Below are 19,125 nucleotides of genomic sequence, written 5' to 3'. Positions count from 1 at the left end.
GCGGTCGCAGCCGCTAGAGCTCCGCGCCCGCGCGCATCCACACCCGCCCGCGGGCGCGGAGCCCGAGCGTGACCGCGCGCGCCCCGAGGTACCCGAACACGAACGCCGCGGTGAGCCACGCCAGCCCGGCGGCGTCGTGGCCGCCCCAGGCGACCACCGCGAGGGCGAGCGGCACGAACACGGCGACGTTCGCGATTCCCGTGAGCGCCAGATAGCGGGCGTCTCCCGCGCCGATCAGCACGCCGTCGAGCACGAACACGTACCCGCCGAGCGGCGCGCTGATCCCGACCAGGGCCAGGCCGACGGGGAGCAGGGAGGCCACGGTCGCGTCGCTCGTGAACAGCCCGGCGGCGACGGGGCTGAGCAGCACGGTCACCGCTCCGAGCACGACGCCGGCGCCGACGCCCCACTGCAGACAGCGGCGCAGGACGGCACGCACCTGCTCCAGATCGCCCGCTCCGAGTCCCTTGCCGATCAGGGCCTGCGCGGCGATCGCGAGCGCGTCGAGCGCGAAGGCGAGCGTCGCGAAGATCGTCATCGTCACCTGGAACGCCGCGAGCTCGTCCGGGCCGAGCCGGGTGGCGGCGAACACGGCGAGCAGCATCGCGGCGCGCAGGCTCGCGGTGCGCAGCAGCAGCCAGCCGCCGGCGCGTGCGCTGCGGCCGATCCCGGAGTGGTGCGGGAGGAGCGGCGCACCCACCCGCCGCGCGTGGCGCGCCACGACGACCACGTAGACCAGCACCATGCCCCACTGGGCGGCGACGGTGCCCGCGGCCGATCCCGCGATGCCCCAGCCAGCGACGTAGATGAAGAGGTAGTTCAAGACGATATTGGCCGCGAAGCCGGCGACGGCGACCGCGAGGGGCGTGCGGGTGTCCTGCAGGCCGCGCAGCAGGCCGGTGGCGGCGAACACGATCAGCATCGCGGGCAGCCCGAGCATCGAGAGCTCCAGGTAGCGCGTCGCCTGCGCGGAGATCTCGGCCGAGGCGCCGAAGAGGCCGACGAGCGCGGGCGCCGCGAACCATCCCGCCGCCGCGAGCACCACACCGAGACCCAGCGCCAGCCAGGTGCCGTCGACGCCGGCCGCGACCGCGCCCCGCTCGTCGCCGGCGCCGAGGCGCCGCGCGACTGCGGGGGTCGTGGAGTACGCCAGGAACACCATCAGCCCCACGATCGTCTGCAGCACGGCGCTGGCGATCCCGAGCCCCGCGAGCGGGGCGACGCCCAGGTGCCCGACCATCGCCGAGTCGGCGAGCAGGAAGACGGGCTCCGCGATCAGCGACCCGAGCGCGGGGACGGCGAGGCGGAGGATCTCCCGGTCGACCGGGCGGCGGAGGAGGGCTTTCACGGCGAGGTCAACGGTAGCGCGGAACCCCGACACCCGGTCGGCGCGCATCCGGGCGCTTCGACGGCCCGGTGGAGGCCGCGGTCGTGTCGGGGTCGCCGATGTCGGTGGTCCTTCCTACAGTGGACACATGAGCACCCTCATGCCGCAGCTCCTCGCCACCTGGACCTGGCGTCTGGAGCGCGTGCGCAGCGGGCGCACCATCCTGAGCCGTTCACAGGCGTCCACCGCGCGGTCCGACCTGGTCAACGACCGGGCCGCGCAGCCCGAGGCCTACGTGGACTACGACGAGGAGTACACCGCCGCGCTCGACGCGCTGCAGGTGCTCGCGCAGCAGCAGAACCGCCGCGACGACCTGCTCTCCGTGCTCTCGACGGAGCGCCGCCGCCGCGAGGGCGACGACGCGCCCATCGCGTCGACCGACCGTGGCCGGGTGTCGCTCGCGCCCGAGCACGACCGTGTGCCCAGCGGTCTTCCCGAGATGCTGGACCAGTGGGTGCACCGGCTCATCCGGTACCGCAACGGCGCCAAGATCATCGACCCGGTGGAGGCCGCGCGCGCCGAGATCCGCCTGCGCAACGAGGCCGACCTGCACCCGGGCGCGTACCGCAACTCCACCGCCAACCCGTACTACGGCCGCGTGATGCGCGAGCTCGGCGAGATCTCCACCAGCGAGCGTCCCGGCGTGCACCTGGGCGGCCGCGGGCTGCACCGCGGCATCCCGAGCGACAGCATCCGGTGACGCGGCGGCGTTCCCCCGCCCGGCTCGTGACGACCCTGGCAGGGATGACGCTCGCGGCCGTGCTCGGGCTCTGCGGGTACGCCGTGGTGACAGGTGGAGGCGCGGGTGGTGCGGGCGCGTTCGACGGCTCGGCGGTCGCCACGCCGGGAACGACGACCGGGGTCGCCCCCGCAACGCCGGGTGCCCGGGATGCGGGCGTCCCGTCGGCGGCGGAGGCGCGCACCCTGCTCGCCGGCCTCCCGGTCAAGGGCAGCGCGCCGAAGACGGGCTACGACCGTGTCGCCGATTTCGGCGAAGCGTGGCTCGACGTGGACGGCAACGGGTGCGACACCCGCGACGACATCCTCGCCCGCGACCTGACCGGCGTCGTGCGCCGGGGGAGCTGCACCGTGGTCTCGGGAACGCTCGACGACCCGTACACCGGCACGCGCATCGCCTTCGAACGCGGGGTCGACACGTCGGCACGGGTGCAGATCGACCACGTCGTCCCGCTCATGGATGCATGGCGCACGGGGGCGCAGGCCCTCTCGCAGGAGGCGCGGGAGCACCTCGCGAACGACCCGCTCAACCTGGTCGCGGTCGACGGCCCGACCAACCAGCAGAAGGGTGCGGGCGACGCGGCCACCTGGTTGCCGCCAGCGAAGGGCTACCGCTGCACGTACGCGGCCCGGCAGGTCGCGGTGAAGTCGGCCTACGGCCTCTGGGTCGTGCCCGCCGAACGCGCCGCGCTCGAGCGCATCCTCGCGGCCTGCTGAGAGCGCCGTTCGGCGCGGGCGGGATGTGACTTTCCGGGGATGCGCCCGCCGCGGCCGATCGTCTAGCTTCGTCTCATGACCGATGCGCCTCGCGCCCGACGGCGCTGGAGCCCCGCCGTCGTCCTGCTCCTGCTGGGGCTCGGTGCGGCGTTGGCGATCGGGGGCGCAGTGCGTGCGCTCGTGGTGAAGTCCTCCATCGATCACCCGTCGCCGTTCACCGACACCATGCCCACGCTGCCCGTCCACCAGTACACGCAGTTCACTCAGCGCCTCCTCCCACCGGACTACGCCGGTCTCTGGGTCGGTATCGTCGTCGCTGTGATCGGGGCTGCCGTCGTCGCCGTCGGGATCGTGGTCGCGCGGCGCGGGTCGCTGCGCCATCCCGAGCACTAGCATCGAGCCATGCTGAGCCCTGTCGAGGCCGCGGCGCTCCTCGGAGTGAGCCCGTCCGCCGCCTCCCACGACGTCGAGAGCGCCTACCTCGCCCGGTTGAACGTCGTGCCCGCATCCGATGTCGAGACGCGCGATCGTCTCACCGCCGCACGCGATGCGCTGGTGGCGGCGGCCCGATGGCAGGCGCCGGGCGTGCCCGGGGCTCCGCTGGGCCAGCCGGCCGCGCCCGTGCAGCAGTCGGCCGCGCCCGTGCAGCCCGGTCCGCCGCAGCAGGTCACCGCGACCCCGAATCCGCAGCAGGCATACGGCGCGCAACCCGCTCCGCAGCAGCTCTCCCTGCAACAGCCGTACCCGCAGCAGCCCTACGGCGCCCAGCCGTACCCGCAGCAGCCCTATGGCGGGCAGCCCTACGGCGCGCATCCTCATCCGCAGCCGGGTCAGCCGCCCTACGCCCCGTACCCCTACGCACAGCCGTACCCGCCCTTCGCGCCGCCTCGGCGCGGCCCCTCCACCGGCGCGATCGTCGGCTGGGTGCTCGGCGGGTTCGCGGTGCTCCTCGTGATCGTGGTGGTCGCCGTCGTCGCGATCGTGGGATCCGCGCGGTCGCAGGTCTCGTACACCGACGCGGGCGGCGGCTCCAGCGACTCCGCGTCGGGCGAGTACGTCGTCGACGGGGTGCGCGTCGAGTACAACGAGGACGGCTGGGACTTCACCCTCACCTCCCCGCGCGACTGCCCGGCCGCCACCGTGACCGTCGGGTTCGGCGACGACGTCAGCGGGCCGGCCCAGGAGGAGTTCACCGACACTGTCGCGCTCGAGGCGGGTCAACCGCACGTGTACTCGGTGCCCTACGACGCGTCGAGCCTGCAGTACGCGAGCATCGACGCGATCGACTGCGGCACCTGACTCCGCGGCACCTGCCGCCCGTAAGGATTCCGTTAGAGTTTTCACAAATTAGTGAAACAAGCGTAGAGTCCCGCGCATGGACACAGTGATTGAGGCCTCCGGCCTCGAGAAGCGGTTCGGGCGCGTGCGCGCCCTCGACGGGCTCGACCTGTCCGTCGCCGCGGGCGAGGTGCACGGCTTCCTCGGCCCCAACGGTGCAGGCAAGTCGACCACCATCCGCATCCTGCTCGGTCTCGCCCGCTCGTCGGGCGGTAGCGCGACCGTGTTCGGACGCGACCCGTGGACGGATGCGGTCAGCCTCCACCACCGCATCGCGTACGTGCCGGGCGACGTGAACCTCTGGCCGAACCTCTCCGGCGGGGAGGCCATCGACCTGCTCTCCCGACTGCGCGGCGGGACAGCCGACCGTGCGGCCTACGCCGAGCGCAAGAAGCGCCTGATCGACGTCTTCCAGCTCGACCCGACGAAGAAGGGGCGCGCCTACTCCAAGGGCAACCGCCAGAAGGTCGCCCTCGTCGCAGCGTTCGCGACTCCCGCGGACCTCTACATCCTCGACGAACCGACCAGCGGTCTCGACCCGCTGATGGAGGCGACGTTCGACGCCGAGATCGCCCGCATCGCCCGGGAGGGCGCGACCGTCCTGCTGTCGAGCCACATCCTCTCCGAGGTGGAGCAGCTCTGCGATCGCGTCAGCATCATCCGGGAAGGCCGGACGGTCGAGACCGGCACGCTCGACCAGCTGCGCCACCTGACCCGCACCGAGGTCTCGTTCGCGGCCGACGGGGTCGCGGAGGCCGCGCTCGCGAGCATCCCGGACGCCCACGATCTGCGCGTGCAGAACGGCCGAGTGACCTTCACGGCCGACAGCGACGCCCTGCCGCCGGTGCTCACCGCCCTGGCCGCGCTGGACGCGAAGAGCCTGACGGTCGCGCCGCCCTCGCTGGAGGAGCTGTTCCTGCGGCACTACGACGCCGAAGCGGCGACGGCACGATGAGCGCCACCACCGCGACCGGTCGCCCGGCCGGCCATCACTCCGCCGCAGCACCCGCGCGCGCCGGCGGTGCGGGAGGCACGCTCGGCGCCCTGCTCCGCCAGCGTCTGCGCCGCGACCGCTGGCAGCTCGTCATCTGGCTCGTCAGCATCGCCGTCCTCGCCCTGTTCTCCGCCGCCGCCATCCAGCAGACCTATGGCGACGAGGCCAGCCGCACCGAGCTTCTGCGTCTCGCGATCGCCAACCCGACCGTCCTGCTGCTGCGCGGCCTCCCCGCGGGCACGGGCCTCGCGGCGGTCACGTTCTTCGAGATCTTCACCTTCCTCGCGCTGCTCGCGGGCCTGATGAACACCTTCCTGGCCGTGCGGCACTCCCGGGCGGAGGAGGAGTCGGGACGCGCCGAGCTCATCGGCTCGACGCCGGCCGGTCGCCTGCTGCCGACGGCCGCGACGGTCGTGCACGGCGTCCTCGTCGATGTCGTGCTCGCGCTCGTGACGGCGCTCGGATTCATCGCGGCCGGGCTCCCTGCGGGCGGATCGCTCGCGGCCGGTGCGGCGGTCGGCGGTGTCGGGATCGCGTTCCTCGCGGTCGGCCTGCTGCTCGCCCAGATCATGAGCACCTCCCGCGGCGCCAACGGTTTCGCCGCCGCGCTGGTCGTGCTGGCGTACGTGCTGCGCGGTATCGGCGACGCCACCGGCACGATCACCGGCGACGGCACGCACATGGTGACCGGATGGCTCAGCTGGCTGAGCCCCATCGGCTGGGGCGAGCAGTTCTCGCCGTACTCGGGAGCGAACTGGTGGCCGCTGCTGCTGCAGCTCGGCTTCGCCGCGGTGCTGATCGCCGTGACCTTCTGGATCCAGACGGTGCGCGACTCCGGCGCCGGCGTCATTCCGGAGCGCGCGGGCCGGCGGGATGCGCTGCCCACCCTGCGCGGTCCGCTCGGTCTCGCCTGGCGGCTGCAGTGGCCGACCATCCTCGGCTGGACGATCGGTGGTGCCGCGACCGGCGCGCTCGCGGGGGCGCTCGGCAGCGTGGTCAGCAGCTCGATCGCGAACGATCCGAACCTCTCTGACATCCGCTCCGCCATCGGGCGCATCGGGGCCGGGGGCAGCGGTCCGCTCACGCAGCTCTTCATCGCGGCGATCTTCTCGATCGTGGGCGTGCTCGCGGCCGCGTGCGCCGTACAGGCGGTCATCCGGCTGCGGCAGGAGGAGGCCGCCGGCACCGCGGAGGTCATGCTCACGACGCCCGTGTCGCGGGTCCGCTGGCTCTTCGGGTTCGTCGTCGTCGGCATCGTCGCTGTGCTGCTCGTGCTGATCGCGGCCGCTCTCGCCTCGGGGCTCTCGGCGGTGGCTGCCGGGGAGGCCGCGGCCCGTATCGGGGACTCCTTCGTCGCGGCGACCGCGCAGCTCCCGGTGGCGCTCGTCTATCTCGGCGTCCTCACGCTGGTGTTCGTCCTGCTCCCGAGCTGGACCGTCGCGGTCGGCTGGGCGACGCTCGGACTCGGCGCGTTCATCGGCATCTTCGGCGGCCTGATCGACCTGCCCGACGCCGTGCGGCACCTCTCGCCGTTCGCCGACGTCCCGGTCGTCGTGGGCCACGTGGACTGGACCGGGGGATACTGGATGCTCGGCATCGCGGTCGTGGCCCTGGCGGCTGCGGCAGCGCTCATCCGCCGCCGAGACGTCGCGATCGGATAGGGAGCAGGCATGGCGAAGGACCCGACCGCGCTCGGCGATGTGCGGGAGCACTCGTCGGCGATCCTCACCGCGGCCGGCTTCCCCAAGATGCCGGCCCGCGTGCTCATGGCGCTCACGGTCACCGAGCAGCCGGGCCTCACCGCCGCCGAGCTCGCCGAGACCCTCTCCGCGAGCGCCGCCGCGATCTCGGGCGCCGTCCGCTACCTCCAGACCCTCGGCATCATCCGACGGGTCTCGCAGTCCACCAGCCGCCGCGACCGCTACGAGCTGCCGTCCGACTGGTACGCGCTCATGGTCCGCAACAGCCCGATCTACGCCGCCCTCGCTGACCAGGCCGACCTCGGCCTCGCCGCCGTCGGCGACCCGGACTCGCCGGCAACAGAGCGCCTCCGCGACATGGCCGGCTTCTACCGCTTCCTCCAGGGGCGGCTGCCGGAGATGATCGGGGAGTGGGAAGCGCTGCGCGCCGGTTCCGCCCCACGCTCGTAGCGACCTTCTCTGCCGCGAGGGCCGGTGCAGGAGGTCCCCGCTACGGGCGAGATGAGACGGGATCCGAGGTGCACCCAACCGTTATCGTGGGGAGTCCGCAGGAGTCTCGGCGGAACAGAGGGAACCTGGGAATCGGTGATCGCTATGAAAACTCAGACCGTCGAACACGTCCTATTCGGATCGTAGGCGCACGTGTTTGCTTACAGCGTTACTGCTCCGCTGTCCGGCCGTGTGGTGTACCGACAACACGAGAGTTCATTCGACTTCGTCCCCGATGAGGTCGCGGGAGTCCTCCGACCCGTGGGGGCGTCCGGGTCTCTTGTGATCGGCATGATCGAGATCGGGGTGAGCCTGCCGAGCGGTCTTCTCACCTACGCCCGGGGCTACTCGCCGCGATCTTCGTGGGTTCCCATGCAGGGCTCGCCCGGCGACTGCGCCGACGGGGTTGTCATTGTGGACGACGACCGTGTTCAGGAAGGACTGGCCATCGGTGTTCACAGTGACGATTCGGATGTGTGGTGGACGCAGTTCGACGCCGACTCTGGCTGGTTTCAGGCGACGAATGGCACTCACAGCGACGCCTTGACTCGTATCGCTACCGACACTGTGATTGGAACGAACTCGGCAGGAATATCATCCCTGTGGTTGCGACCGATATTCATCGACTAAGACGCGCACTGATCGGCAACCCCCGATCGAGGATCGCCACGGTCCGGTCGAGAAGGAGCGGCGGCCACCGACTGTCGGGTTCCACCATCCCAACCTCACAACTCCGGCAATCACGATCAGGCGGGGCGGGCGGATGTGCTGCTCAGATTCGAGTCATCGCCGTCTCGCCTGACGAATCGCGCGATGAGGGAAGTACGTGCTGATCGGTCGCGACCCGATCCCGACGCCACCTCATTCCGCCCCACGCTGACCCGCCTCCACGGCTCCGGGCCGTTCGTCGGCGAGACTGGGCGTGGAGCATCACCAGGCTCCACGCACGACCGCACCGCAGGCACCACGCACCACGCACCGCACGCACCACCAGGGGGACCCATGCGTTTCACCACGCCCACGCAGAAGGCGATCGTCATCGCCGTCCTGGTCGCGGTCGACATCGTGCTCGTCCTCCTCTTCGACGCCCTGCACTCGGAGGCCGGGTCAATCATCCTGACCGTGCTGCAGGTGCTCGGCTGGTACATCGCCACGCGCATGTTCCGCGGTCCGGGGGAGTCTCCGGCCGCCGCACGGCCCTGGTGGCGGATGACGAACCGGTGGCTGCTCTCGGCCGTGCTCGGCGGTGTGTACGCCCTGTCGGCGCTGGCGAACGCGGTGTTCTCGGTCGCCGGTTACGGGAGCCTCTCCGGCTGGGTGTCGGTGCTCGCGCAGGCCGCGCTCGCCGCGCTGTTCCTCACCTCGGCCAGCCGGTTGCGCGCCCTGGCCCGCGTCCCGGCCTGAGCCGTAGGCTGGGGGCATGACGCTCGCCTCCGGTATCGCCTCCGACGAACTCGACCCCACGATCCGCCCGCAGGACGACCTGTTCCGCCACGTGAACGGCAAGTGGATCGCCCGCACCGAGATCCCCGACGACAAGGCCCGCTGGGGCTCGTTCATGGTCCTCGCCGAGCAGTCGGAGGCGGCGGTGCGCGAGATCATCGAAGCCGCGCAGACGGCACCGGAGGGCACGGAGGAGCGCAAGTTCGGCGACCTGTTCGCGAGCTTCATGGACGAGGAGCGGGTGGATGCGCTGGGCATCCGCCCGATCGAGGCGCAGCTCGCTCTCGCGAGCGACGTGAGCTCGGTCACCGAGCTGCTGCAGACCCTCGGCAAGCTGGAGCGCCACGGCGTCGGCGGCTTCTACCAGCTGTTCGTCGACAACGACCCGGGCGACCCCGAGCGCTACCTGGTGTTCGCCGAGCAGGGCGGCATCTCGCTGCCCGACGAGTCCTACTTCCGCGAGGAGCGCTTCGCGCCCATCCGCGAGGCGTTCGTCGCGCACATCCAGCGCCTGTTCGAGCTGGCCGGGCTGGAAGGCGCCCCGGAGCGCGCGCAGCGCGTCTTCGACCTCGAGACCGAGATCGCGGCCCAGCACTGGGACAACGTGACCTCCCGCGACTCCGAGAAGACCTACAACCTCTACAGCTGGGCCGACGCCGACGCGCTGTTCTCGGGAGGCGCCGGCGACCCCGCGGCGAGCCTCGACGTGTGGGCCACCGCCCTGGGCGCTCCGGAGGGTGCGCTCGCCGAGGTCGTGCTGCGCCAGCCGTCGTTCACCTCCGGCCTCGCCGGTCTGCTCACCGAGTCCCGCCTGGACGCGTGGAAGGACTGGCTCGCGTGGCAGATCATCCACGGTGCGGCCCCGTACCTCCCTGGCGACTTCGTCGACGCGAACTTCGACTTCTACGGCCGCACCCTCACCGGCACGCCGCAGATGCGGGCCCGCTGGAAGCGCGGCGTCTCGCTGGTGGAGGGCGCGATGGGGGAGGCCGTCGGCCGCATCTACGTCGAGAAGCACTTCCCGCCCGCCGCGAAGGACGCGATGGACGCCCTGGTCGCGAACCTCATCGAGGCCTACCGGCAGAGCATCCGCACCCTCGAGTGGATGGGCGAGGACACCCGCGACCGCGCCCTCGACAAGCTCGAGAAGTTCACGCCCAAGATCGGGTACCCGGTGAAGTGGCGCGACTACTCGGCCCTGCAGGTCGACCCGACCGATCTCGTCGGCAACGTGCGGGCCGCTGCGCTGTTCGAGTTCGACCGCGAGCTGGGCAAGATCGGCAAGCCGCTGGACCGCGACGAGTGGTTCATGACGCCGCAGACGATCAACGCGTACTACAACCCCGGCTTCAACGAGATCGTGTTCCCGGCAGCCATCCTGCAGTACCCGTTCTTCGACGCCGACCGGGACGCCGCCGCCAACTACGGCGCCATCGGCGCGGTCATCGGCCACGAGATCGGTCACGGCTTCGACGACCAGGGCTCCAAGTTCGACGGCGACGGCCGGCTCGAGGACTGGTGGACCGCCGCCGACCGCGCCGCGTTCGAGAAGCGCACAGCCAGCCTCATCGAGCAGTACAACGCCCTCGCCCCGGAGCAGGTGCCCGACCACCACGTGAACGGCGCGCTCACCATCGGCGAGAACATCGGCGACCTGGGCGGCCTCGGCATCGCCTGGAAGGCGTACCTGCTGTCGCTCGACGGCCAGGAGCCTCCCGTCGTCGACGGCCTCACCGGCGCCGAGCGGTTCTTCCTCTCCTGGGCGCAGGCGTGGCAGCAGAAGGGCCGCGACGCCGAGGTGATCCGCTTGCTCGCGATCGACCTGCACTCGCCGAACGAGTTCCGCTGCAACCAGATCGTGCGCAACATCGACGCGTTCTACGACACCTTCGGGGTCGTCGAGGGCGACGCGCTCTGGCTCGACCCGGCCTCCCGCGTCACGATCTGGTGAGGTGGACGCGTGCGTCGCCGATCGGTGACGCACGCGTCCCCCGATCGGGGTAGCATCGACCCCAGCCGCGGCTTCGGGGGGAGCGCGCGAACCCGAAGAACGCTCGCAGGAGAGACCCGAACCACGTGACGATGCAGACCCAGGAGTCCGAGCGCCGCCGGCGCCATGCCACGGCCCGGCGCGCCCGCCACCGCGGCCCCGCGACGCCCGACGACGCCTTCGCGCGCAGCTTCAACAGCCTCGGCCAGCTCGCACTGCAAGGCGTGCAGGTCTCGGCCCGCGCGACGGATCTCAGCACGGGCGCGGTGCTCTTCTCGGTCGACGACCACGTCGTGATGCCGACGGCCAGCATCGGCAAGGTGCTGCTGCTGGTGGAGGTCGCGGCGCGCCTGGAGTCGGGGCAGCTGAGCCCGCTCGTGCAGCTCGACCGCCTGCCGCAGGACGCCGCCGGCGACTCCGGCATCTGGCAGCACCTCCAGGTCCCGGCCCTGCCGGTCGCCGATCTCGCGGCCCTCGTCGGCGCCTCCAGCGACAACCTCGCCACCAACGTCCTCCTGCGCCGCGTCGGCCTGGAGGCCGTCAGCGCCCGCACCGAGGCGCTCGGCCTCACCCGCACCGGGCTGCTGGACCTCGCCCGCGACCACCGCGGACCGGACGACGCCCCGCAGCTCTCGGTCGGCAGCGCCAACGAGCTCACCTGGCTGTTCTCGGCGCTCGCCCGCGGAGAGGTCGTGGATGCGGCCACCAGCCAGCGCGTCATCTCCTGGCTGTCCCTGAACAGCGACTTCTCCCTGGTCTCGAGCGCGTTCGGGCTCGACCCGCACTCGCACCGCCACGCGGAGCACGGCATCCTGCTCGTCAACAAGACCGGCATCGATGCGGGCGTGCGCAGCGAGGTCGGCGTGCTGCGCGGACCCAACGCCGGTGTGACGTACGCGGTCTCGACCTACTTCGACGACACCGAGCTGCCCGAGCGCCTCGCGGTCATCGAGGGCATGCGCACGGTCGGCATCGACCTGCTGGAGTACGTGTTCTGAGTGATCCCGTGACGGCTCAGCGCGCCGCCACGAACGCGTCCTCCGCCGAGTAGTCGAACCAGCGGTCGGCCTCGGCCCGCTTCGCGAGACCCGGGAACGCCGCCGTCCAGTCCTCCTGGCGCAGCTCCGCCGCCTTCACCTCGCGGACGGCCCAGTCGACGGCGGCCGCGACGGCCTCCTCGTAGTGCACCTGCTGACGGTAGCCGAGTTCGACCGCGGCGCCCGCCATGCTGAGGAGCAGGGGATGCGCGACCGTCCAGGGCGTGCTGCCGACGCCGTCGACTGGCGGACCGGGGAAGGCGACGACCTCCAGGTCGCGGTCGAGCGCGCGGTAGACGGCGCCGGCGATGTCGGCGACGCTGAGGTCGTCCGTGTCGACGGCGTTCAGCACGCGCTTGCCCGGCCGGTCGGCGCACAGGGCGACGAGTTCGGCGATGTTGACGGTCGAGGAGGTGCTGAAGCGGTTGGCGCCGTCGTCCGAGAGCACGACCCGGTCGCGGCCGTCCAGCGCGCGCTTGATGAAGTACCACTCGCGCAACGCGGGGCTGAACGGCCCGTACACGGCGCCGGGGCGGAGGATGCTGACCGGGAGGTCGTCGACGGCGAGCAGCGTGCGCTCCAGCGCGGCCTTGAGCGGCGAGTAGGTGCGCTCGTCGTTGTCGACCGTCGGATCCGTCTCGCGCAGCGGCACGGGATAGTCGGGGAAGTCGTCGGGGCCGGTCACGATGTCGAGGTAGCCGCCGTCGCGGCCGGTGTAGACCGACCCGGTGGAGATCACGACGAGCGAGCCCACCTCCCCGGCGAGCCGGGCGAGCTGCTCGCCGTGGCGGGGCTCGTACGCCACCGTGTCGAGCACGAGGTCGTGGCCGCGCGCCCGCTCGATGAGCGCGTCGGTGTCGTCGCGGTCGAGCCGGATGCTGGTGACGTCCAGCTCCGACAGCTCGGTGTCGCCGTGGTGCTCGCCCCGGTGCGCGACGAGGACGGACCAGCCGTCCGCCGCGAGCCGCCTGGCGACGGCGGAGCCGATCTGCCCGGTGCCGCCGATGAGCATGGCCGTGCGCGTGGTGTCCGACATGGCCCCACCGTACGCCGGGACCGGCGAAGGGGCGGCGACGTCTGCCGTCAGCGAAGAAGGGTGCGCGCCAGCGCCACGTACTCGCGCGCATTCGCGTCCGGCAGGTACGCCTTGCCGATGGCGCTGCCGATCGCCGGGAGGGCAAGCGGGTCCGCGTACGTCATGTAGATGGTCTCGTACGTCGGGTTGAACTTGCTCTTGAACTTGAACAGCGACGCGAAGCCGTACGCGGGCTCCAGCGTCTTCGCGAGGAAGCCGAGGAGCCGGTCCATGGTGTCGGGCTCTCCGGGCTCCTCACCGGGCGCCACCGGCTTGCTGGCGAGGGGTGCGCCTGACAGGCTCAGCACCTCCACGCCCTCCTCCCGCATGCGCAGGGCGGCCGACGCGATGATGAACTCCATGATTCCCGGGATGCTGCCGTCGGCCCGGCGCATGAAGTCGATCGTGTAGGCGACCACCCGGCCGTCGCGCCAGCTGGGCATCCAGCTGGTGACCGCCTGGAGCGCTCCGGACGGGTCGAACGCGAGGTACAGCTGCACGTCCGGATCCTTGAGCTCGGCCATCCCGCCGAGGGTGAAGCCCATCTCGGGCAGCTCCTTCTCGGCCACCCACTGCTCGCTGATCGCGGCGATCTGGGTCTGGTAGAGCGGGGGCAGGTCGTCCCAGGTGGACCACACCGTCGTGATGCCCTCCTTGAGCCCGCGGTTGTGGGCCTGGCGCACCTTCTGCCACGGCTTGCCCTGCATGTCGAAGGTCTGCGGGTGCATCAGCGTCTCCTCGCCCACGGAGACGGACTGCCAGCCCAGCGACTCGAAGACCGGCAGGTACTCCCCGTGGACGCTGTAGAAGACCGGCGTCCAGCCGTTCGCGTCGCAGAATCCGATGAACTCGATGATCGTGCGCTCGGCCCGCTCCGGCCGGCAAACCGGGTCGGAGAGGGTGATGGCGATGCCGTTGATCACCCGGTAGGCGACCGCGGCGTCGTTCTCCTCGCTGAACCAGTAGACGTTGCCCGGCCAGGTGCCCATGAAGCCGAGCGTGCCGCCTCCGCCCGCCCGCAGCAGCTCGCGGAAGTGCAGCTCGTCGCCGACGGTGCGCCCGGTCGAGGTGGCGCGGTAGAGCCGCAGCGTGGCGAGCACGAAGATCAGCCAGAACACCGGACCGACCCACTGGTAGAGCACGATGACGATCGGCGTGGTGGGCACGATGACCTGCCCGAGCACCGACTCGAAACCGGACGGCACGAACCGCCGGAGGGTGGAGGCGAAGACGTCGCCGATCGTCGCGTCCGGCACGAACTCGACCAGGGAGGCCAGCGCGGCGACGAGGTACGCCACGCCCAGCAGCACGAACGAGGAGACCGCGAGCAGCGTGAACCGCACCACGGCCTCCCGGGGTGCACGGATCTGGAACTGCCGGCGGGTGAGCAGCAGCAGGATGATCGAGGCCAGCGGCACCACGACGACGGCCAGCAGCCAGGCGAGCGCCTCGATCGCGGGGGCGAGGGCGTCGATGCCGTCCACGTCGATGCGCAGGTCGCCGTCGGGGAGGGCCGTGAAGGGCAGGACCATCATCCCGGCGTTCACCACGATGCCCAGGATGAGCGCGAAGTGCCGCCCGCGGCGCAGGCCGATCGCGGTCACCAGCAGCAGGACCAGGGGCAGCAGCGTCAGCAGCAGCGGGCCGAGCCCCTGCACCGAGACGACCGCGAGCTCCAGCCGGCAGTTCGAGGTGTAGACCTGGTCGCACTGCTGCAGCACGCTCGCGGTGTCCAGCTGCTGGTGCTGGAACAGGGTGGCGATGAACGAGAACGGTCCCAGGCCGCCGGGCGGCAGCAGCGCCACCAGCGGTCCGAGGGCCGTGATCGCGACGATCGCCGCGACGAGGTTGCGGGTCTCGCCGTGCGAGCTGCGCCGGATGCGCTGGATGCGGCCGCCGCGCAGGAGCGCGCCCAGAGCGAGGCCGAGGAGGGCGGCGAAGAGCCGGTACACGTTGTTCTGGTCGCCGTTGTAGAGCACGAACGCCAGGAGGGTCGCGAACGTCAGGAGGCGGATGCGCCGGCGCCAGAGCGCCGAGGCGAAGGCGCTCGCCGTGATCAGGGCGCCCACGATGCCGATGGTCGGGTCGAGGGTGAAGTCGTACTCGGTGGCCGAGGCCCACAGCTCGCCGATGCTCGCGGCGGCCCACTGCCCCACGACGCCGATCGTGATCCCGAGCACTCCGGTCGCGACGAAGGCGATCGACGCGCGCAGCGTGCCGAGCAGCCGCTCGGCGACCGCCATCAGGGTGAGCGCCAGGAGCACGCCCACGACCAGTTGCACAGCGTTCTCCGGTATGAACAGCGCCGTCAGCGGCGTCCACCAGAACCCGCCCTGGATGGTCGTCGTCACCCCGGCCGCCCAGACCAGGGCCGTCCCGCTCTCGGTCGCGGGGCTCCACATCGTCGCCGTCACGACGGAGGTGGCGATGACGACGAGCGCCAGCACGATGCTCGCCGGAGCCACGCGGGCGAACCGGCCGAGCGCGACCCAGAAGGCGGCCGGAGGTCTGCGCCCGCGACCCGGCTGCGGGTCCGCCGGGTCGGCGTCCGCGCGTCGCTCGTTCGCGGTGGGTGCGCTGCTCATGCTCGGTTCCGGTCGTCGGCGGGGAGGTCCGTGCGGATCTCTGAAGACGAGTATGGCCCGGGGACGCGCGCCCACCTACCCGACAGGCGCGGCGGAGCGTGTCGCCGCGGGACGCCTCAGAACTCGCGCAGGCGCTCGGCGAGGTAGCGGTCGAGGCCCTCCAGCGGGATGCGCTCCTGCTTCATCGTGTCGCGGTCGCGCACGGTCACGGCGTCGTCCTCGAGGGAGTCGAAGTCGACCGTCACCGCGAGCGGCGTGCCGATCTCGTCCTGGCGGCGGTAGCGGCGGCCGATCGCGCCCGAGTCGTCGAAGTCGACGTTGCGGCGCTGGCGGAGCCGGTCGGCCAGGGAGCGGGCGAGCGGCGACAGGGCCTCGTTGCGCGAGAGCGGCAGCACGGCGACCTTGACCGGCGCGAGGCGCGGGTCGAGGTGCAGCACGGTGCGCTTGTCGGTGCCGCCCTTGGCGTTCGGCACCTCCTCCTCGTCGTACGCGTCGACCAGGAAGGCCATCAGCGCGCGCGTGAGGCCGAAGGACGGCTCGATCACGAACGGCACGTAGCGCTCGTTCTTGTTCTGGTCGAAGTAGCTGAGGTCCTTGCCGGAGTTCTCGATGTGGGTCTTGAGGTCGTAGTCGGTGCGGTTGGCGACGCCCATGAGCTCGCCCCACTCGCTGCCCGCGAACTGGAACTTGTACTCGATGTCGATGGTGCGCTTCGAGTAGTGCGCGAGCTTGTCCTTCGGGTGCTCGAGCCGGCGGATGTTGGCCGGGTCGATGCCGAGGTCGACGAACCAGTCCCAGCAGAGGTCGATCCAGGTCTGGAACCACTCCTCGTCGGTGCCGGGCTCGACGAAGAACTCGATCTCCATCTGCTCGAACTCGCGGGTGCGGAAGATGAAGTTGCCCGGCGTGATCTCGTTGCGGAACGCCTTGCCGATCTGGCCGATGCCGAACGGCGGCTTCTTGCGCGAGGTCTGCAGCACCGACGCGAAGTCGGTGAAGATGCCCTGCGCCGTCTCCGGGCGCATGTAGTGGAGGCCGGACTCGTCGTCCACGACGCCGAGGTAGGTCTTCATCAGGCCCGAGAACTGGCGGATCGGCGTCCACTGGCCCACCTTGTCCGGGTGGTCGGGGTCGGCGATGTCGTCCAGGCCGTTCACCGGCGGGTGGCCGTGCTGCGCCTCGTACGCCTCGAAGAGGTGGTCGGCGCGGTAGCGCTTGTGGGTGATGAGCGACTCGGTGAGGGGGTCGCTGAAGACCTTGACGTGGCCGGAGGCCTCCCACACCGGCGTCGGCAGGATGATCGCCGAGTCGAGGCCGACCATGTCGCCGCGGCCGCGCACGAAGCGGTTCCACCACTCGCGCTTGATGTTCTCCTTCAGCTCCACGCCGAGGGGGCCGTAGTCCCACGCCGAGCGGGTGCCGCCGTAGATCTCACCGGACGGGAAGACGAATCCGCGGTGCTGTGCCAGCGTGATGACGGAATCCAGCTTCGACGTGGCGGCCATGGTGCTCCCTGCTCGTGGGGTCGGTGCGGGTGGGTGGAGAAGTCCGCAACCATCCTAACGAGGATGCGTCGGTGCCCGCGCCGGGCGGTTCGGCTCAGCGCGAGCGCCACTCCTCTTCGAGCAGGGCGTAGACCGCGGTGTCGGACCATTCGCCCTTGAAGATCTCGGTCTCGCGCAGGAGCGCCTCCTGCTTCATCCCGATGCGCTCGCACAGCCGGGCCGAAGCTTCGTTGCGGGCGTCGAGCTGGGCGAAGACCCGGTGCGCGCCGAGGGTGTCGAAGCAGAGCCCGAGGATGGCGTCGGCCGCCTCGCTGGCGAAGCCGTTGCCGTGGAAGGCGGGGTGGAACACCCAGCCGATCTCGAACTTTCCCCACGCGGCCGACTTGAGGAAGACGCTCATGTCGCCGATGACCCGGCCGTGACCGCCGTCGGCGTCGGGCAGCTCGACGGCGTAGACGATGCCCTCGCCGTCCTTCTCGAGGCGGTTCATCGCGATGCGCTTGCGCAGGTGCTTGGCCGACTCCTCGTGGTCGTGCACCTCCCAGTAGAGGTAGCGCACGACGTCCTTGAGCTTCTGGTACGCGTGCACGTCGTCCAGGTCGCCGGTGTTGAGCGGGCGCAGCACGAGGCGCTCGGTGCGCAGCTCCTGCGCGGCGTAGGGGAGGCCGGTCGCGCCGTGCGGCTCGACGGTCTCGGTGGGGGCTGCGGCGTCGTTGCTCACGTGTCCTCCGATGGGATGGTCAGGCGGTCTGGTCGTCGATCGCGCTGAGGCGCGGCCGGACGGATTCGGGTTCGATCTCGAGACCGAAGAGGGCGGCGGCGCCGGCGACGAACGCCTCGGCCTCGCCGCTCCGGGCGAGCTCGCGGGCGCGCACCGACGGCGTGTGCAGGAGCACTCCGGCGAGGTGACGCAGGGCGACCTCCGTCTGCTCGTCCGCTCCGCGCGAGCGGGCTCGCTCGATCTCGGCGTCGAGCACGTCGAACACGTGCTTGCGCAGGGCGACGAGCGCCGGCGTCACGGCCTGCTCGGCGGTCTGGGCGGCGAACTCGGCAGCGGCGGCGCCGACGATGCTGCGGGCGTCGTCGGCGGCCGAGAGTTCCTCGAGCGGCGCGTGGATGCTGATGGTCTCGAGGTCGAGCAGCTCGGCCCCGTCCAGCTCGGCGACGGCGGGGTCGACGTTGCGCGGCAGGCCGAGGTCGACGATCAGGCGGCGCTCTGCTGCCCCCGGCTGTGCGGCGGCCTCGGCGAGCAGGTCGCGGGTGAGCACGTAGTCGGTGACCGTGGTGCAGGTGACGACGAGGTCGGCGCGGCCGAGCGCCTCGAGCAGACCGCCCTCGACGACCGGGCGCACGTCGTGCGAGAGTGCGAACTTGGCGGCGCGGCCGGACGCGGAGTAGACGCGCACGTCCTCCGCTCCCTTGTCGCGCAGGGCGGCGAGACTGGCGCCGGCGTACTTGCCGGTGCCGACGAGCAGCACCTTGGTCTGCGACCAGTCGGTGATGCGGCTCTCGGCCAGGTCGAGCGCGAGGCGGACCATCGAGCGGCCGGCGGTCATGATCCCGGTGCGGTTCTTCACGCCCCGGGAGGTGCGGGAGGCGACCTGGAACAGGCGCTCGAGGTCGCTGGTGACGGTGCCGGCGGCGCGGGCCGACTCGAGCGAGCGGCGCACCTGGCCGGCGATCTCGCCTTCGCCCACGACGACGGACTCGAGTCCGCTCGAGACGGCGAAGAGGTGCTCGGCGACGGAGTGGTCGCAGTAGACGGCGCTGGCCCGGCGCAGCTCGTCCGCGGAGATGCCGCTGGCCGCGCTCACCGCGTCGATCACGGTCTCGGACGACACCGCGCGCGCCGAGGGCAGCGGGTCGTCGATGTCGAGATAGGCCTCGAAGCGGTTGCAGGTGGCGACGACCACCGACCCGGCGACGAGCTCGCTGTGCTCCGCGAGCGCCGCGGTGACGGCCGGAGCGGATCGCTCGAGCCGTTCGAGGAGGTCGAAATCCGCCGTCCGGTGGCTCGACGAGAAGCAGAGAAGCACGAGCGGAAGCCTACGCTCGCGCGACGCGAACCTCGAATCCGCGAGGGCCCGGATCGGGACCGTCGCCCGGATTCCCGGGGGATTGGCAGAT

Annotated in this window: 17 protein-coding genes; 11 read left to right on the top strand and 6 right to left on the bottom strand. The window is 71.4% G+C overall.

Translation table 11 applies throughout. The features are described 5' to 3' along the window. Positions 1-13 precede the first annotated feature (13 nt). Complete coding sequence (locus FHX33_RS10855) at positions 14-1,396, bottom strand: MATE family efflux transporter (protein ID WP_183428498.1); 1,383 nt, start codon at positions 1,394-1,396, stop codon at positions 14-16. A 79-nt stretch (positions 1,397-1,475) separates the two neighbouring features. Between FHX33_RS10855 and FHX33_RS10850 the strand changes: the two genes are divergently transcribed. The 11 genes from FHX33_RS10850 to FHX33_RS10800 all read left to right on the top strand — a co-directional run bounded on the left by FHX33_RS10850 (position 1,476) and on the right by FHX33_RS10800 (position 11,794). Then, complete coding sequence (locus tag FHX33_RS10850; protein WP_021765292.1) at positions 1,476-2,087, top strand: hypothetical protein; 612 nt, start codon at positions 1,476-1,478, stop codon at positions 2,085-2,087. A gap of 44 nt (positions 2,088-2,131) precedes the next feature. After that, complete coding sequence (locus FHX33_RS10845; protein WP_183428497.1) at positions 2,132-2,842, top strand: HNH endonuclease family protein; 711 nt, start codon at positions 2,132-2,134, stop codon at positions 2,840-2,842. Positions 2,843-2,917: 75 nt separating this feature from the next. Further along, complete coding sequence (locus FHX33_RS10840) at positions 2,918-3,235, top strand: hypothetical protein (protein WP_021765261.1); 318 nt, start codon at positions 2,918-2,920, stop codon at positions 3,233-3,235. Positions 3,236-3,244: 9 nt separating this feature from the next. Beyond that, the gene (locus tag FHX33_RS10835) at positions 3,245-4,141 is read left to right on the top strand and encodes a hypothetical protein (protein ID WP_183428496.1); all 897 of its coding nucleotides are present in this window, start codon (positions 3,245-3,247) and stop codon (positions 4,139-4,141) included. A 76-nt stretch (positions 4,142-4,217) separates the two neighbouring features. Beyond that, positions 4,218-5,135: an ABC transporter ATP-binding protein gene (locus FHX33_RS10830; protein ID WP_021765259.1), complete on the top strand. Its 918-nt coding sequence runs from the start codon at positions 4,218-4,220 to the stop codon at positions 5,133-5,135. Beyond that, positions 5,132-6,835 (top strand): ABC transporter permease, encoded by a 1,704-nt coding sequence (locus tag FHX33_RS10825; protein ID WP_183428495.1) that lies wholly within the window; start codon positions 5,132-5,134, stop codon positions 6,833-6,835. Before FHX33_RS10830 ends, FHX33_RS10825 begins: the two co-directional genes overlap by 4 nt. Positions 6,836-6,844: 9 nt before the next feature. Then, positions 6,845-7,324 carry a GbsR/MarR family transcriptional regulator gene (locus FHX33_RS10820; RefSeq protein ID WP_021762358.1) on the top strand — a complete coding sequence of 160 codons (480 nt, stop codon included), beginning with the start codon at positions 6,845-6,847 and terminating at the stop codon, positions 7,322-7,324. A gap of 330 nt (positions 7,325-7,654) precedes the next feature. After that, complete coding sequence (locus FHX33_RS10815) at positions 7,655-7,993, top strand: hypothetical protein (RefSeq protein WP_155828989.1); 339 nt, start codon at positions 7,655-7,657, stop codon at positions 7,991-7,993. 372 nt (positions 7,994-8,365) lie between these two features. Then, the gene (locus tag FHX33_RS10810; protein WP_021762355.1) at positions 8,366-8,767 is read left to right on the top strand and encodes a hypothetical protein; all 402 of its coding nucleotides are present in this window, start codon (positions 8,366-8,368) and stop codon (positions 8,765-8,767) included. 16 nt (positions 8,768-8,783) lie between these two features. Then, positions 8,784-10,757 (top strand): M13 family metallopeptidase, encoded by a 1,974-nt coding sequence (locus FHX33_RS10805; RefSeq protein WP_021762354.1) that lies wholly within the window; start codon positions 8,784-8,786, stop codon positions 10,755-10,757. A gap of 125 nt (positions 10,758-10,882) precedes the next feature. Then, positions 10,883-11,794 (top strand): serine hydrolase, encoded by a 912-nt coding sequence (locus FHX33_RS10800; protein ID WP_179700592.1) that lies wholly within the window; start codon positions 10,883-10,885, stop codon positions 11,792-11,794. 16 nt (positions 11,795-11,810) lie between these two features. On the opposite strand, the gene FHX33_RS10795 is transcribed toward FHX33_RS10800, so the two are convergent. From FHX33_RS10795 to FHX33_RS10775, 5 genes are all read right to left on the bottom strand, one after another. Next, on the bottom strand, positions 11,811-12,869 hold the full coding sequence (locus FHX33_RS10795) for an NAD-dependent epimerase/dehydratase family protein (protein WP_021757987.1): 1,059 nt from the start codon (positions 12,867-12,869) through the stop codon (positions 11,811-11,813). Between the two features lie 47 nt (positions 12,870-12,916). Then, positions 12,917-15,493: a bifunctional lysylphosphatidylglycerol flippase/synthetase MprF gene (locus tag FHX33_RS10790; protein WP_021757986.1), complete on the bottom strand. Its 2,577-nt coding sequence runs from the start codon at positions 15,491-15,493 to the stop codon at positions 12,917-12,919. A gap of 116 nt (positions 15,494-15,609) precedes the next feature. Next, positions 15,610-16,998, bottom strand: a complete 1,389-nt coding sequence (locus tag FHX33_RS10785; RefSeq protein WP_021757985.1) for a glycine--tRNA ligase — start codon at positions 16,996-16,998, stop codon at positions 15,610-15,612. A 94-nt stretch (positions 16,999-17,092) separates the two neighbouring features. Continuing rightward, a complete protein-coding gene (locus FHX33_RS10780; protein ID WP_021757984.1) occupies positions 17,093-17,719 on the bottom strand; it encodes a GNAT family N-acetyltransferase in 627 nt (208 codons plus the stop codon). Positions 17,720-17,738: 19 nt separating this feature from the next. Next, positions 17,739-19,034, bottom strand: a complete 1,296-nt coding sequence (locus tag FHX33_RS10775) for a glutamyl-tRNA reductase (RefSeq protein WP_021757983.1) — start codon at positions 19,032-19,034, stop codon at positions 17,739-17,741. Positions 19,035-19,125: the final 91 nt, after the last annotated feature.

The organism is Leifsonia aquatica (assembly GCF_014190775.1).
Lineage (GTDB): Bacteria > Actinomycetota > Actinomycetes > Actinomycetales > Microbacteriaceae > Leifsonia > Leifsonia aquatica.
Note: the sequence above shows the minus strand (reverse complement) of the source record. Positions and strands in the feature narration are given on the sequence as shown.